This is a genomic window from Parashewanella spongiae (assembly GCF_004358345.1).
Taxonomy (GTDB): domain Bacteria; phylum Pseudomonadota; class Gammaproteobacteria; order Enterobacterales; family Shewanellaceae; genus Parashewanella; species Parashewanella spongiae.
Genome location: NZ_CP037952.1, coordinates 4,569,633 through 4,586,323 on the forward strand (window position 1 = coordinate 4,569,633; position 16,691 = coordinate 4,586,323).

8 protein-coding genes are annotated in these 16,691 nt (G+C 38.9%); 1 reads left to right on the forward strand and 7 read right to left on the reverse strand.

All coding sequences use genetic code 11. The features are described 5' to 3' along the window. Nucleotides 1-142: 142 nt before the first annotated feature. The 5 genes from E2I05_RS18155 to E2I05_RS18175 all read right to left on the reverse strand — a co-directional run bounded on the left by E2I05_RS18155 (nucleotide 143) and on the right by E2I05_RS18175 (nucleotide 11,609). Nucleotides 143-910: a TatD family hydrolase gene (locus E2I05_RS18155; protein WP_312018411.1), complete on the reverse strand. Its 768-nt coding sequence runs from the start codon at nucleotides 908-910 to the stop codon at nucleotides 143-145. A 437-nt stretch (nucleotides 911-1,347) separates the two neighbouring features. Beyond that, complete coding sequence (locus tag E2I05_RS18160) at nucleotides 1,348-2,730, reverse strand: sodium:solute symporter family protein (RefSeq protein ID WP_121854649.1); 1,383 nt, start codon at nucleotides 2,728-2,730, stop codon at nucleotides 1,348-1,350. Between the two features lie 91 nt (nucleotides 2,731-2,821). Beyond that, complete coding sequence (prfC, locus tag E2I05_RS18165; protein WP_121854650.1) at nucleotides 2,822-4,408, reverse strand: peptide chain release factor 3; 1,587 nt, start codon at nucleotides 4,406-4,408, stop codon at nucleotides 2,822-2,824. A gap of 89 nt (nucleotides 4,409-4,497) precedes the next feature. Beyond that, entirely contained in the window at nucleotides 4,498-7,938 is a 3,441-nt protein-coding gene (locus E2I05_RS18170) for a hypothetical protein (RefSeq protein ID WP_133309791.1), read from the reverse strand. Between the two features lie 182 nt (nucleotides 7,939-8,120). Continuing rightward, complete coding sequence (locus E2I05_RS18175; RefSeq protein WP_121854652.1) at nucleotides 8,121-11,609, reverse strand: hypothetical protein; 3,489 nt, start codon at nucleotides 11,607-11,609, stop codon at nucleotides 8,121-8,123. A 170-nt stretch (nucleotides 11,610-11,779) separates the two neighbouring features. Between E2I05_RS18175 and E2I05_RS18180 the strand changes: the two genes are divergently transcribed. Then, the gene (locus tag E2I05_RS18180) at nucleotides 11,780-13,417 is read left to right on the forward strand and encodes an acetolactate synthase large subunit (protein ID WP_121854653.1); all 1,638 of its coding nucleotides are present in this window, start codon (nucleotides 11,780-11,782) and stop codon (nucleotides 13,415-13,417) included. 392 nt (nucleotides 13,418-13,809) lie between these two features. On the opposite strand, the gene nlpI is transcribed toward E2I05_RS18180, so the two are convergent. Both nlpI and ltrA read right to left on the reverse strand, forming a co-directional pair. Beyond that, on the reverse strand, nucleotides 13,810-14,685 hold the full coding sequence (gene nlpI, locus E2I05_RS18185) for a lipoprotein NlpI (RefSeq protein WP_376707922.1): 876 nt from the start codon (nucleotides 14,683-14,685) through the stop codon (nucleotides 13,810-13,812). A 505-nt stretch (nucleotides 14,686-15,190) separates the two neighbouring features. Further along, nucleotides 15,191-16,471: a group II intron reverse transcriptase/maturase gene (gene ltrA / locus E2I05_RS18190; RefSeq protein WP_133309793.1), complete on the reverse strand. Its 1,281-nt coding sequence runs from the start codon at nucleotides 16,469-16,471 to the stop codon at nucleotides 15,191-15,193. Between the last annotated feature and the right edge of the window lie 220 nt (nucleotides 16,472-16,691).

The following is a 16,691-nucleotide window of genomic DNA, read 5'->3' on the forward strand; positions in this document are numbered from 1 at the left end:
TGTTGTTAACCAACCCATTTCAGGTGAGGATTATACCTAAGCTATTAGGAAAAATCGTTGTCTCGATCAAATTTTTGAAATTAACTATTAACGAATTAGCGTACGATGTAACAACAAAAAATATGAATCCTTACAAATAAAGCTAATAGTCAACAGCTTGAAAAAAAGATGCCAGCAACTGTTTCCTAACCAGAACAGTTGGTTTTTGTGTTAAATCGACAATTTTTGTGACAATTTCATTAATAAGAAGTGGAGTATTGCGATTTCCTTCACACATTTTAGGTAACATCGCTGGTGAATCTGTTTCAACAACGAAGTGTTCTAGTGACAACTCTTTGATTGTGTTCTGAAGCTTTTTTGCACTATCATTTAAAATCAGTCCGCCAATACCCAATTTGAAACCTAACTTAATGTAGTTTTTCGCTATCTCGGAACTGCCGTAAAAACCGTGTATGATCCCACCAAATTCAAAATCATTTTTTTTCAATAACTCAAGAACCTCTGAATGCGCTTTCACAGCATGAATAATTAAAGGCAATTTCGCCGCTTTAGCCAGCAAGATTTGCCGTTTAAACACTTCAAGTTGCCAATGCCAATTTTCATTCTTGATTTTGTCTAAACCACATTCACCAATGGCTACAAAACGTTCATTCTGCTGTTCACGCTGAACGTAATCTTGTAATGCTATGCAGCCTTTTTCGATATTTTTATCAGCAAACCAAGGATGTATCCCTAGCGCAAAAGGGCATTTAAACTCATGTGCTACTTGCAATTGCTTAGACCACTTGGCAGGCGAGACTCCCGGGATCAAGGCTGACACTATTCCCTGTGACTTCATTTCTTTAAACAACTCAATTCTATCGTGATCGAACACTTCAAAATCAAGGTGAGCATGACTATCAATCAACATTATTTTTCTCTTGTTTTGTCAATTAACCTAAAAACATCAGTTGAACGCTGAGTATATGAGTAACTGTTTGAGTCAATAAGATGACTTTATCATCATGACTTTCACCCAATGAGTGAAGTGCTCTACGCTCACAAGCTTGCTAAAATGGCTGCTATCTGCGTTGTAACTTTTGCAAGTAGAATATAACTACTTGCTGCAAGCTACGCCTTACTATCAGCCATTTTTCTACGCTTGAGAACGCAGTCAACTGATGTTTTTAGGATTAAGGAAAGTTGCGGAAGAAAGTATACCGATGAGTTCTCGTCACTCCAGCGCAGGCTAGAAACCAAGTAACAACAGTTTTGTATTTCAGTAGTCTAGTGCCTATGCTTTTTTCTATAAAAATCACTGGATACCAGCCTTCGCTGGCATGACAAAGATTGGTACTTTCTAAATCGCTAGATCCCTAAGGAATTTCCATAAAATTTTAAACTGATTAACAACATGATGAAACTGCCAAGCACTCCCAATACATTAGCACTCAATACACTGTCCGCTGTTAAAAATAGATTTGCGGCAATTGTCGTTACAACCCCAGTGACTCCGCAATAGTAAAAACCTTGTACCGATAGTTTCCTTCCAAAAATTGCCGCAATTAATGGAACAACTAAAACTGGTGTCCAAACACTATAACTGTATATCAAAATATCTAAAATACTGTCTACGCTCATGGCTATGCCCATGGCACCAAGCCCTAAAATCACTGAAACACACCTTACAATTCCCAGTTTTTGATGCTGATTATGATCTTGATTAGCAAAAATAAAAGGTAGTATGTCTTGAGTAAAGGCAATAGAACCCGCATTCAAAAAGCTTGAAGCTGATGACATGATCACCGAGATAATTCCTGCGATAACTAAACCTTTTACGCCCGATGGCATGGCTTGGTTAATGACATAGGGGATACTAGCATTAGGATCAATATTACTATTCATCGTAAAAGCCACAATGCCAATGAGACCAGCCATTAAAAATATTGGCGCTGATATACAAGAGGCGATCACAGTGGCAATTTTAGTCTGTTGGATCGATTTAGCCATAAATAATCGCTGTACGTAGGGTGGAACCAGCACCTCTCCGAACAAAAAAGTCAAAAATATCGCGACAAAGTGCCAACATCCTGATGAACTTATAAACGGGTTTAATTTAGATACCGGCACTGTCTCCACAACCAAGCGCCACCCACCTAAACTGTTGATTGCGAAGATAAGAATCAGCGGAATCCCAATGATGATGAGGAAAAACTGAAATGTGTCCGTGTATACAACTCCGCGCATACCCGCTATTGACGAATAAAATACGATGACGCTAAAGCCAATCAGAATACCTAATTCAGGTTTTAAGTTAAAAAATAAGCTAAACATTGCGCCAATGGCGCTGACCTGCGAGCCTAATATGCCAATACAAACGAGCAAGGAAAATATACCCGTGATCAGCTTGGCCTTATGACCGTAATGACGACCAATAATATCGCCTACCGAGTGACAATCATTATATTGCTGCATTCTCGGTGCAATAAACCAACCCACTAAAAGTTCTTTTAAGCTAAAACCAAGTAGCCCAAAGGCATAAACTAAACCAATTGAGTATGCTTTCGCTGCATTCCCCATAATATAGCCACCGCCGAGAAACGAGGCTGTTACGGTTGCGCAAAGAGTGAAACTTCCGAAAGAGCGCTTCCACACTGAATATTCGGAAAAAGTTGTGATATTACGGCTACCGTAGATACCAATTAAAATGTTGATGAAGAAAAAACAGCCAATAATCGTAATGTCTAACATGAAGCATCCTGTTATGACTCCATGTCGTTTAAGTGACAAAAAAAGCTGCAAATCGCAGCCTTTATATTCATTACGTGAATACCCACATAAATTAATTTTCCCGAGTTTTGGCAAACTGAATATCTGGGTACCTTTCTATACTCAAATTCAAGTTCACCATACTTGGTGCGATATAAGTTAAATTATTACCGCCATCTAAGGCTAAGTTTGTACTGCATTTTTTGCGAAAATCTTCCAATTTAAGCTCATCTTCAGCATACACCCAACGAGCTGTCGCTACGCTGATCGCTTCGTAAATAGCTTCTACGTTGTATTCTGTCTTCAGTCTTCCTACAACTACTTCGAACTGAAGTACCCCCACCGCACCAACAATCAAATCATTAGAGTCTAAAGGACGGAATACCTGTACAGCTCCCTCTTCAGAGAGCTGAACCAGCCCCTTTAATAGTTGTTTTTGTTTCAGAGGATCACGTAATCGAATACGGCGGAACAATTCTGGAGCAAAATTAGGAATACCTGTGAATCGTAATTTCTCGCCTTCAGTGAACGCATCACCGATGCGAATGGTGCCATGATTGTGCAACCCAATAATATCACCAGGGTAAGCAGTAGCTGCTCGTTCACGATCACCCGCCATAAAGGTTAATGCATCGCTGACATTAACGTTTTTATTGAGCCTTACATGGTGCATTTTCATGCCTTGGCGGTATTCCCCCGAACAAACACGCATAAATGCAACACGGTCTCGGTGCTTTGGATCCATGTTCGCTTGAATTTTAAAGACAAAACCTGAAAACTTTTCATCGGTCGGCTTAACTTCACGGACGTCAGCTTCACGTGGTAATGGCCGAGGCGCCCATTCAACAATGCCATCAAGAATATGGTCAACACCGAAATTTCCTAGTGCGGTACCAAAATAGACTGGAGTTAACTCCCCTTTCAAGAAAGCATCATGATCAAATTCATGAGCGGCACCTAATACGAGTTCAAGTTCCTCACGTAAATCATCAGCCACATGTCCAATTGCTTCATCTAGTTCTGGATTAGCGAGGCCTTTAATGATGACTGAATCTTGGATCGTGTGTCCTTTATTGTTTTCATATAGGATCACTTCATCACGCAAAATATGATAAACACCTTTAAATTCTTTGCCTGAACCTATAGGCCATGTAATCGGCGCACAAGCCATTTTAAGAATATCTTCAACTTCATCCATCAGCTCAATGGGATCACGTATGTCACGATCCAATTTATTCATGAAGGTCACAATTGGAGTATCACGTAAGCGAGTGACTTCCATTAATTTGATGGTTCGGGCTTCAACACCTTTTGCAGAGTCAATGACCATCAAACATGAATCAACCGCGGTTAACGTTCGGTAGGTATCTTCAGAAAAGTCTTCATGACCTGGTGTATCAAGTAGGTTAACCAATGCTCCTGAATAGGGAAATTGCATTACTGATGTGGTTATCGAAATACCACGATCTTTTTCCATCTCCATCCAGTCTGACTTAGCATGTTGACCAGATTTTTTACCTTTTACGGTACCAGCCTTCTGTAAAGCTTGTCCAAAAAGTAATACTTTTTCAGTAATGGTCGTTTTACCCGCATCAGGGTGAGAAATAATAGCGAAAGTGCGACGTTTAGACACTTCCTCAGGGATCACAACATTAGACATTTATCGGTTATCTTTTAAGAAAATACAATATTGCTACTATTTTCGCTTATCTTCCATGTTAAGACAAACTCAATTCAAGCTTTCTCTCCTTAGTTCTTTCGTGATCTTACTGAGTACCGACCTCTTTTCGACACTGAAAAACCATCAACTTCGAATTCACTGTCTACTTCATTAGCTTTTCTAACTCGCTTTTTAGATTGCTTAGGCATCTCTGTCTTTTCTTGTATTTGTTCAATTCGTTTTCTCATTAATCGTTCCGGAACTCTTGATTCTCCTTGAGGAGGTATAGCGAAACCAGGTACTTTATACAACCATGGCATTTGTCCCTCAAAACATACAAGATGATCTTCCTCATTCAATAACCAATTTGGTCTGACCCCTAAGGCTAAGCTCAAAATCAGCAATTCCTTTCTCCTATAAGTGTTTTTAATGAAACCCTGACCATTACCGCGTTTTAAAAGTATAAAATAATCTTGTTTCCCTGTACATGCTGTTGATATTGCAGCTTCATGAAAGCCTATGGCGTTTGCGGCAAGCATAACCCTATGTAAAAAAACATTTTTCTGCTCCAACCCAGTAAAATGAATTTTTTCATTCGCTCGTTTGGTTACCTCACTGAGATCCATTTTATCTTTATTCCAAATATCCATGCAAAGTTCAGAGAATATAGAGTCAGGGCGTTTGTCGTGCTTTAAACACTTTGTAACATGCTCCTTTACCATTTTTAGCTCTGGCTGAGTGTATGACACTTCCTTCTTTTTATACATATTGACAAGCAACGAGCTATCGTTTTCATTCATTTTTATTGGCTTTTCTCCCATTACAAGCCAATCAATCCTTAGATTTAACCCTTGGGCCAATGCTGCCACCTGCTTATAATTGATTGATTTTCTATCATTAAGCTGCCTGTATAAAGCTTTATTATCACCAAAAACCACCAAGCTAACCAGTGCCTGAGTGAGATCTTGTTCGCTTATCTCACGTTCTAAACGCGTTTTAAAATGTTCAAATTTATCGACACCAAGCTTATGACTCACTGCAACCTCAGAACAATTAGGCCTTACCACTCCATTCTTATTGTAATATTTAAACAGTGTAACCATGACATCTGTCGATAACATTACTTGTTGATTACCGGCCAAATAGTCGTCAATATGAGAAAGTAAAGTTTGTTTTGCTTGTTTTTGATCTGGCAGCTTCACAAAATATGGAATCTGGCCGCTTTCTATGGGATCTCCTTCTCCATTCATTAACCAGTCAGGACGAACACCTAAAATAAATGCGTAACCACAAAGCTCAGCTAATGGTAAGTTAGCTCTACCTTGACGATGGTCTTTCACTCTCACTGAAGGATTTAACGTTAGCATGCGGTTGAGTTTCACTTGATCTATACCCAAAACACGACATTGGGTTTCAATTCGCCCAAAAATAGGGGAAATATCTTTTCCGTTTTCAGACAAGACTTCGTTTAAACAGCAGGTTTGATTTAATTTCTGCTTAATACAATTAGGCAAGGTAGGATCTTCGAATAAACTTGCTGACATCATTTGTGCAAGTATGGAATGTACAAAGTTCTGACAATATAAACTTTGTAACAGCTGTAGAGATTGATGCTGTACGGAGTGCTGCAGTATGGAGTGCTTCGGTACAATTTCGCCATTTAACATTGGCATTACCTTAATTCCTAGGCATTTTGCAATGGCATTGACTTGATAGGGAGTAAATCGCTTTCCAAGTGTGATATCTTGCACAACAAGTTTTATGGCACGCCTAATCCATAAGGCTTTTTGAGAAGTGTCATAAGATGTAAACTTAGAGCATGTTTCTAAAACCTGCTGAAATTTATTTATATCGTAAGCCCCAACCACAGGCTCTTTATCAAAAAATTGAACAAACTCTTCGCTGCATAATAACGCTTCAAATTCAGCGTCATAAGCAGATGATTTTTCATGTAAGTCTTCAATCCCAGCAACCAGAAAGTGCCCTCTTACATTGTCTTGTAATACCTCAGGATTAATTTTTTTCACGTCATAATAAACTGGTGGGTTAACTCCAAAACCACCTTCATACTGTATCTCCCCAAGTAACCACTGAGGAGAACATCCAAGCACAAGACACAAAGCTGTAAAATCAATAATACTCACACTGTCAGTTCTTCTCATCGCAGAAATGAGATGCTCTTTGCGAGGATCAACCAATAAACTTAGTTGCCTGTCAGACAGATTGAGCTCTTGTTGCCTCTTATTAAGGTGCAATATAAACATCTCTTTCGTACTTGGAGTAATTACAGTACGTTCAGTACTCAACTTAATATGAAACTCTGTATAATTTTTATTGAGAAACGTTTGAATATAGTTCGGTAAATAAATACTTTTTTTAGTGCGTAAATAATTTCGTATCTGTCTTTGAGGTAATTGTTCAAGCGCTATATAACCATTATAAGGGTTGGGGATAGCATTGGTATCTATAGCCGTCCCCTCACCCGTCATCAACCATTGCGGCCTGCAACAACAGACCACAGCAATAGCGGCTATCTCTGAGATATAAAGTCGCTGTAAACACTGTTGACCTATTTTTGGTGATAAGCGTTTAATAAAATGTGCCCCTTCGGCAACTTGTTCAGAAACATCGGTTAGGTGAAAGTTTGCATCGACACAAGCTTGTTTAATGCGATCATGAATATTTTGCATTTCAAGAAACTTGTGTGGAACTAAGCAGGCTTTTGGAGGGTAAGACCCCATGAAACTGGCTATCGCGGGGCTAAATTTTTTAGCCCGTTCAGACGGTGAGCTTTCTTCAATTATTAAAGCTAATCCTTTGAGTGTTTTTTTGGTTTTTGGTACTTTATTTTCTGGTAAAATATATATTCTCTGTTCATCCTCTGTAGCTAGGCAAGCCTCTCTATTTTCCTGTTCCATTCCAACAACTTGATTTTCTTCTGCCAAAGAAGAACAGCCATTTAACAAGGCGAAATTTTCAGTCGACTGCTCTGTTTCATTGAAATAACCTTTTTCCCAACACCATTCGATCAATTCGTGATGTGATAACTCTCTAACGTTAGTAGACAAAGTCGGCAAAATGTTTATTTCAAGTATTTCCTCATCTGTAATATTGCTAGAAATCATATCGAACAAAAAAGGATAGTGTTCATCATGTGTTTGATGTATTAAATAAACTAACTCCGGTTGCATCACATAATTCCCGAGAGCAGGGACTTCAGTATTCGATGATCTTATGCATTGAGCAAATGAGACCCTCTGCTGGACTTCTAATGGGGTTAATGATCCTGTTTGTACCGCTTTTATTGAATCTGGTTTATTTTTTAATACGCGGTCATTTTCTAAAACTATTGGCTCAAAAGAAGTTATTGTTGCCTCTTGATGAAATTGAGCTAGTTCTTCAGGAGCAGCTACTTGTTTGATAGTTCCATAGGTCAAACTGCTGGAGATTGTATTATCGCCACTGAGATCACTTTCAACACTTTTTGGCGGCTCACAACGCGTTGAAGATAACTGTATATTCTGTAACACAACATTATCCAAGATGATTTTTTTTCATTTTATCCTTTCATCACTGAACACCTTGTTAACGCACTCAAAATAATTATTAGAAACTCTTTTAGGCTGTTTAAAAAGCTATTATTGACTTAAATACACTGACTTACGACTATAGAAATTTGCAGCTTATGAAAACTTCCGACTTATAATTTAATTTATCCTCTTAATCTGGCTTTTTTACTAACCGGCCGTTCACTTTCAGAGTTGTCATGAAATGTATTAAGTCTCTTTCGTGCTTGCCGAACTTCTTCTGTTTTAACGGCTAATGTTTCATTTCTTTTTTTGACCAAATGAGTTGGATAACGGGAATTAGCTTGAGGAGGAACCGCAAAGCTAGGAATTTTTTTTAGCCAAGGCTCATGGGCTTCATACGAAATACTTCCCTTACCGGTTAGAAGCCATTGTTGGGTTACTCCTAAAGCCAAAGAAAAAATCAACAGTTCTTTTCTCCTGTAAAAATTACGCGTAAAACCTCTACTCTCGACGGTAAAACGACTAATCGCTTCACGCCTAGTAAAGCAGGCTACTGAAATTTTTGCATCATCAAGTCCGCAAGCTTGTGTGGCTAATTTCAATCGACTGACAAATTCATCTATGTTTTGCTTTGAGCCAAATCTGATTTGTTCATTAGCTCTTTTGTTAATCTCTTCCTTCGACAACGAGCTGTCGTTACAAATATCAGCAAGAAGCTCACTACTTATTTCGCAAGTTTCGTTAAAAGGATCATTTAGCCATTGTTCAACGGCTTTCCTAGGTTTATTTAAATCTGGATCCTGATATGTCGATTGAATTTGATGATAAACCTTACAAATTAATGATGGACCATCATCGTGGATATATTTGGGTTCTTTACCTAACAATAGCCAATTTTGCCTAAGATTTAGCGCCTGACTAATCGCAGCGATTTGTTTATGGGTAATGAATTTTTTTTGATTGAATATTCTCTCTAGCTCTTTATCATGTCCAAAAACAAACAAGCTTAAAAAATACATCGTAAACGATTGATTTGAAAGCTCATTTTCTATTCTCAATTTTAACTCGGCCAAACCTTGTTGTTGTTTCTTTTCGATAACGATATCTGAAACACCCTTTTTGGCCGCACCGTTTATTTGATAAAACGTCGATAATGTCAATGTAACTTCCGATGCTAAAGCAATTTCATGTTTTCCTTTTAAGAAGCGATCAAGATGATAAAGTAAGTGTAGCTTGCGAACTTTAGGATCTTCCACATCCACAAAATGAGGTCTTTGTTGTTTATCAATTCTTTTTCCTGTCCCATTTAATAGCCACTGAGGTCTAACCCCTAAAATGAATGCATAACCGCATAGTTCGCTTACACTTAAATTGTTATGTCCGTTACGATAATCCTTGCATTTTACGGAGTAATTCATTGTCAACATTCGATTCAGTTTAGCTTTATCAATACCCAACACTAAACATTGAAGCTCAATTCTAAAGAGGACACAATCAAGGCTTTTTTCTGTATCTGGTATAACTTTATTTAAGCACGGTGTATTAAAAATTAAATTTCTAATACTCATTGGTAGTTTCGCATCGTAAACCAAACTCGCTCGCATCATTCTATTTAAAATCGAAGACTCAAAATCAAATTCATTAAACATATGAAATTGCTTAACTTTTTCTTTTGGTTTCTTAGCAGTTATTTTTATAGGCTGAATCTGCCCTTCTAATAAGGCGATAGCAGGGATACCCAAAACTTTTGCAATATCGCATATTTGTTCAGGGGTAAACTGTTTACCGTTCTTAAAATCAACAAGCACACGCTTTAATAAGTGCCTGATACAAACTGCAGGAAGTAAAGCACCTGTTAATTTAGTTTTCGATAACTTAACTAATGCTAATCGAAATGCTCTAGAACTATATGCACCCGCTAGCGGTTCATCATCATAGAACCGAACAAATTCGCCATCAAATAAGTGCAACTCCCAATCATAAGGGGTACTGGAGTATTGACCATGATCGTTCACTTCAACCCCAACAAGTGGAGCAATGATATTATCTGCATGTTTTAGTAGCTTAACTTTTATTTTTTCAGTGTTATAAATTACCGGTTTTTGTCCTTCATCCCTAAGAGTTGCACTTTTTTTCCCAAGTAACCATTGAGGAGTGCACCCCAAAACTAAACATAAAGCACAAAAATCAATGACATTAATGACGCTATTTTCTTTGCGCACCCATGGCATAATGTGCTCTTTGCGGGGATCAATGAGTAGGCTCGTTTTTCTATCTGTTAATCCTTCGGCTGTAATCCTATCATCCAATCGTCCAATAAACCGCTGGTGAGCCTTCGTATCTTTAAAACGAATATAAGGAGACAAGCGAGTACCACTTAAAAAAGTAATAATACTTTTAGGCAAAGTCTTACTTAGTCCAGTATGTATATAACTTCGGACTTGTCGTTGTGGTAAGTTTACAATAGCAATCTCACCGTTGTATTTTGTTGGCATCGCTTCGCTATCAATTGCACTGCCAGTGCCATTCATTAAGAATTGAGGTCTATACTTGCAAACAACAGCTATTGCTGCAATTTCAGCGATATACACTCTGCGTAATTGCTTGCCTTTGGCTGAAGGAGACAAAAGCTTTATCAAATGTGGTGCATCGGCCACCTTGCTCGACACATCGGTGCTGTACTGACTTGAGTCTTTGCAAGCTTGAAGTATTCTTTGATGCAATGCCTGCATATTCGGAAAGTTGTGGGGATCAAAGCATGCCCTTGGTGGATATTTATCCATAAAAGAGGCAATTGAAGAGCTGAAAGTCGTTTTCCTTTCTTTGGGTGAAAAAGATTCAATTTCTAATGCTAACGCGATTAATTGCTTCTTAGTGTTAGGAAGGCCAAAATCAGAAACAATAAGATCTGTGGTGCTGGATAAATTGTCTTGGATTACAGCATTTGAACTCAATGGAACTTGAACAGGCTGTTCAAGTACAGGTGAAATAGATTGACCTTCTATTTCGCCTGCTTCTGTCATGTCTACATCGGTTACTTGAAGATTGTCTTGACCCGATTCTCTCCCCATCATTGCATCATTTGCAGCACTCTCAACTGACAACTTGCAAATATCTGAATAGTTGTGCTCTTCACACCATACATTGAGCTCTTCTTGTGAAAAATTTTGTTCTTTTCCAATAACTATCGGAAAAACGTTAAGATCTAATAATCGTTCATCAACCATATCAGTAGATAAGAAGCTTTTCACTTCTTCTATATGTTCCTCATGAACATGGTGCAACAAGTAAATTAACTCTGGCTTCATCCGATAAGCTCCTCCGGCTTCAATACTTCTGCACTTTCTTTGTATTCCTTCAAAAATGGACAAACGTTGTTTTATTTCTAGCCCTGTTAAAACTCCTAACGTTGAACAGTATGCCGCTTCAACTAGCAACTCCACCTCAGGAATACTGTTTGTCAAAAACTGATCCTCCATGAACTCGAGTGATTCTGACTCACCTTCAATACCAATTGGCGTGGTTTCAACTCTAATTGGTAAAGTATTTTGATGGAACTGAGCGACTACGCTGCTGGAGGGTTCAACACTTGCATTCCCCACCGATGTCTCTGTTACGCAATTATATTCTTCAACAGCATTGGAACTAACATTTGTCACGGATGAAATCATAAGAACACAATTATTTCATTAGAAGTAATACCATTTAATTTATCAATTGTTTGCTTAATGGAGAGTAAACATAGGATATGAAATAGCATTTATAACTTTATTCCTACATCAGAAAAGTTTCTATTACCTATACTTTGCCTTAAACCTAACACCTAAGGAACCAATACGAAATGAAGACCTCCGACTTGTTTGTAAAAGCGTTAGAAAATGAAGGCGTTGAATATATTTATGGTATTCCTGGTGAAGAAAATCTCGATTTTTTGAATTCACTCAAAAACTCTCCGATTAAACTTATTCTTACTCGTCATGAACAGACTGCGGGATTCATGGCCGCCACTTATGGCAGGCTCACTGGTAAGCCGGGGGTATGCCTATCAACATTGGGGCCTGGTGCCACGAACTTTGTTACCGCCGCCGCCTACGCTCAACTTGGTGCGATGCCGATGATTATGTTAGGTGGCCAAAAACCAATAAGAACAAGCAACCAAGGCCGATTTCAGTTAGTGGATGTTGTTGGATTAATGAAGCCAATTACCAAGTATTCCGAACAAATCTCCGATGGCAGTAACGTTTCTTGCGTGATTAGAGACACCTTTAGGATTTGCAGTGAAGAACGCCCTGGGGCGGCATATATTGAGCTTCCTGAAGACATTGCCCAAACTGACACAAACACTACCGTTTTCGATGTTATCGATTATCAATTGCCTCAAGCAACTGACGAAAGCCTCAATAAAGCGGTGAAAATGATTCAAGAAGCAAACATGCCACTTCTGTTGATCGGCGCTGGAGCTAACCGGAAGCATTCCACCAAAGCTCTTACGGACTTTATTAACAAAACTGGGATCTATTTTTTTAATACCCAAATGGGAAAAGGCGTGATTGATGAAAGACATCCTCAATGCCTCGGCACCGCAGCACTGTCAAAGGATGATTTTTTACATTGTGCCATTGACCGCGCAGATCTTATTGTCAATGTTGGACACGATATTATTGAAAAACCGCCATTTTTAATGAAAAAAGGCGGTACTAAAGTTATTCACATTAATACTTGTTCTGCAAGAAACGATGAAGTTTACTTCCCTCAGCAAGTAATAGTCGGAGACATTAATTACAGCGTTGAGCAGTTAACGAGGCGGCTAAACACCCTATGTCAGAACTCAGATTATTTCAGGCGAGTTAAAGATTATGTCAGTGAAAAAATAGCCAAATATGCTGACGATGAACGCTTCCCGATGCTGCCCCAACGATTAGTAAAAATTCTTCGAGAAACATTAGACGATGCAGATATTATCACTCTAGATAACGGCATTTATAAGATATGGTTTGCTAGAAATTACCCTTGTTATAGCAACAATACACTACTGCTGGATAACGCACTTGCCACAATGGGGGCGGGATTGCCGTCAGCGCTCGTAGCAAAACAACTTAATCCGACCAAAAAAGTCATCTCTGTTAATGGTGATGGTGGGTTTATGATGAACTCACAAGAATTAGAAACTGCTGTTCGAATGAATTTAAATCTGGTTGTGATTATTTTAAATGACAGTGCTTACGGAATGATCAAATGGAAACAAGAAGGCAAAGGTTTCGATGACTACGGGCTAGATTTTAACAACCCCGACTTTGTCGCTTATGCGAATAGTTTTGGTGCAATCGGCCATCGTCCTATTGATCATAATGACTTTTTGAATATTTTATCAAATGCACTTAACTCATCAGGAGTTCACGTAATCGATTTACCAATTGATTACTCAATGAACCATCAAATATTGAATATCATCACTAAAGAGAGTCAATGCATTATTTGAACATTGTTAATTGGGAACGCCCTCTAAACCAAGGGCGTAAGAAAAGACTTGCGCCCTTGGGTCTGTTGATCTTTCGTGATTGTTTTTGCAGCGATAAATTGGTTATTTTATGCAAGGCAGAGTTTGTGAGGTTTGGTTATTATCGACATACAAAACTGTCGTTACTTCGTTTCCAAATAAGAAAACGATAACGCAGCACCTTTTATTTAGAAAGAGCGACCAATTTACGCTCTCTCTTTTTTCGATGCTTTTGAGCATTCACTGTTCTGTGTTGTGACCAGCTCACTTAGATGGCTAAGCATCACTGCTCACGCCTTGAACAGATAAATGCTCAAATAGCACAAAATTTAATCCTGAAAGATCAACAGACCCTAACCATTTATTATTGTGGTTTATTCTCGCTCAAGGTTAATCAGCTCAATTCCTGCGTAGCGATATTCAACAAAATAATGCACTTCTGTAGCTAATGTTAACTTCAACCACTGCGCTGCTTTAGCCTTGTTACCATTTAAAGCCGCTTGTTTCGCCATATAAAAATACGCTTCACACAAATGTTCTGCATAAACTTTTTCTGCTGGTACGCCTTCTATATCAATATTCAATTTTGCGTGTTCCAGTAATTGATACTCTGAAATATCACCTAAGTAATAATCTACAATTGAGGTTGACCATTCGTCATCATTCAGAGTTTGACGATGTTTTTTGAGTTCAATTGATGCCGCGTCAGCGTCTTGTTCACGTTGAACGATATACAGCCATAATGAACGATAGCCATCCTTCGGGTTTGCCTCATAAAAGGTTTTCAAATCCGTAAAAGCGAGATCATTACGACCACCATAATACAATGAAATACCACGGTTAAGATGAGCATAGTCATAATTGGGAGCGAGTTCTAATACCGCATCAAAAGCTTCATAGGCGTTATTAAAATTACCTTCTTGCGTGTAATAAATACCTAAAAAATTGTAGGCATCCGCTAAAGTAGGTTCTAATTTTAATGCTTGCTGAAAATCATAGCGAGCCAATAACCTCAGCCCAACTTTGTCGTATGACACACCGCGCTCATAATGAAATCTTGCCTTTTGCTCCTGAGTGAGTTTTACCGTAGTTAATATTTCATTTAATCTGGCGATATTAATTTCAGCTTTTTGCTCCGGCAACGCAGGCTCGATTAACAAAGCAGTCGTATTATTTGTTGATACGCAACCAACAAGTAGATTCATGCCAAGTACAGCCAAAAGAACATGCAAGTTTCGTTTCATTAAGATAAGCCTTTGAAATGGTAAAAACTGCTTCATCATATCAATTCATCGAAGAAACAGCCATGCAAACCTATTTCTTCAATAATAATACCAATTACAGTAATTAACTTCCCACTCAGCAAGAGCTAAAGGATTTCAGTACAAGGCGCAAGTTTGAAGTACTATATACCCTAACGGCCGCCATACAAAACTGGCGTTCAACGCACTTAGTGCTTTTGTCGGGATAATTCAAAAACTTGTAACCTAGTAATGGAATCCTTTAGCCTTGCCCTTCGGGAGCTTGTATGTGTTCAAATTACTACGCAAAATTGTCTCAACGTAGCAATGTAATGACGACAGTTTTGTATGTCGGTAATAACTATGTCTTCATCAATTTCACTTGTACTTTGAAGTAGAGTAGGCTACTGGCTTCGCTATCGCTTATCCAGCAGCCCCTCTTCGATTCCGTGCATGAGGTTTTCCCTCACACGGCTCTGTTGTTACACTTCTCTCAGCCCCTTCACTTTGCTTATCATCTTGTCGTGGGTAAATACTCAAGACCAGCTTGGCGTAATTTTTCGTAAGCACCTCGTGATAGATACTTGCTTCGACGTTGACTTAAGCGACGATGCCAGCGATAGAACCGGTTTACTACAAATCCATTTATTCTGAAAAATACACCTCTGGGATAACCTATCCCACCAAAATAGTGTTTCCATCCCCTCAGAACTTGATTAACCTTATTTATCAGTACGCCAAGTGTATTTGAGGTTCGGTGTTTCACTATGTCTCTGATTTTATTTTTCAGCTTTGTTTGGCTCTTCTTAGACGCCTCTATCTTGATGTAACTGGTGCCTTTGATGAGGCCTGTGATCCGTTGAAAGTTAAAACCGAGGAAATCAAACTCATTCATCAGCTTTCCCATATCCACACAGTGGGTTTTACTTTGATTTAGCTTCAGACCTTCATCACTTAATTGCTGTGTTATCCAGTCCAGTTGCTCTTGTGTGTAGGTTTGCTTATGAAGTACAACAAAATCATCTGCATAGGTAACGATTTTACACGGTGTTTTTTCGTGTATTTTCAAACAGAAATCGTTGAGATAGATGTTAGCCAGTAGTGGAGAGATAACTCCGCCTTGCGGAGTGCCACATCGGCTTGCTTCTATTCGCCATTTTCTGTTGACCGTCTCTATGCTGATGGGCGCTTTGATAAAGCTTTTCAGTAAACTCAGAAAGCTGCTGTCGCTTATTCGCCTTTCTATTTTTGTCATCAACTTAGCGTGCGGGATGGTATCGAAATAGGCACTCAAGTCAGCATCGAGTACGTGCTGGTAGCCTTGTTTTAGGCTCATTTCAATGACTTTTACCGCTTGCTGGGCGCTTCGACATGGTCGGTAGCCATAACTGTGTTCATGTAAATGAGGTTCGTAGACGGGTTGCATCACTATTGTCATCGCCATTTGCACAATTCTGTCACTGATTATCGGGATCCCAAGTTTCCGCGTTTTGCCGTTGTCTTTGAGTATTTCTACTCGTTTGACTGGGCTAGGTCGATAGTTTTTCTGTTGTAATTGAGTTTGAATTTCTTTTAACAGCGCAACGACTTTCTTTTGCTGCTCTAGATAACTGAATGTGATGCCATCAATTCCTGCTCCGCCTTTATTGGCTTTGCATCGTCGATAGGCTTCTTCGAGTATATCTAGGCGACTGAGTTTATCGTACAAGCTGTAAAATCGTAGCTCCGAGTTAAGCTTTGAGCGTAAGTAAAGTTTTCGCTGTAATATTCTGATATTTACTGGAGTGTTAGCCATATGGCAATTTCACCTCAAAAGTTACGTTAAAAAACGGGTGTAACACTGAGCCCCTTCCCTGATGTGAAGTTATGTTGTCTTCACGGTTAACGGTACTATGGGCTCATCCGACTGCCTGAGCGCCCTATCTGAAATTTCGGTTTACCTTATATTCGGATAGTGGAAGTCACTACCTTCCAACACTCAGGCTCTCCCACGTTCACTTTATTTCCTTCAATAC

Excerpts from the sequence above, each read along its gene's own strand:
- prfC (WP_121854650.1), bottom strand. The coding sequence starts at position 4,408 with ATGTCTAATGTTGTGATCCCTGAGGAAGTGTCTAAACGTCGCACTTTC.
- E2I05_RS18160 (WP_121854649.1), bottom strand. The coding sequence starts at position 2,730 with ATGTTAGACATTACGATTATTGGCTGTTTTTTCTTCATCAACATTTTA.
- ltrA (WP_133309793.1), bottom strand. The coding sequence starts at position 16,471 with ATGGCTAACACTCCAGTAAATATCAGAATATTACAGCGAAAACTTTAC.
- E2I05_RS18175 (WP_121854652.1), bottom strand. The coding sequence starts at position 11,609 with ATGATTTCATCCGTGACAAATGTTAGTTCCAATGCTGTTGAAGAATAT.
- E2I05_RS18155 (WP_312018411.1), bottom strand. The coding sequence starts at position 910 with ATGTTGATTGATAGTCATGCTCACCTTGATTTTGAAGTGTTCGATCAC.
- E2I05_RS18180 (WP_121854653.1), top strand. The coding sequence starts at position 11,780 with ATGAAGACCTCCGACTTGTTTGTAAAAGCGTTAGAAAATGAAGGCGTT.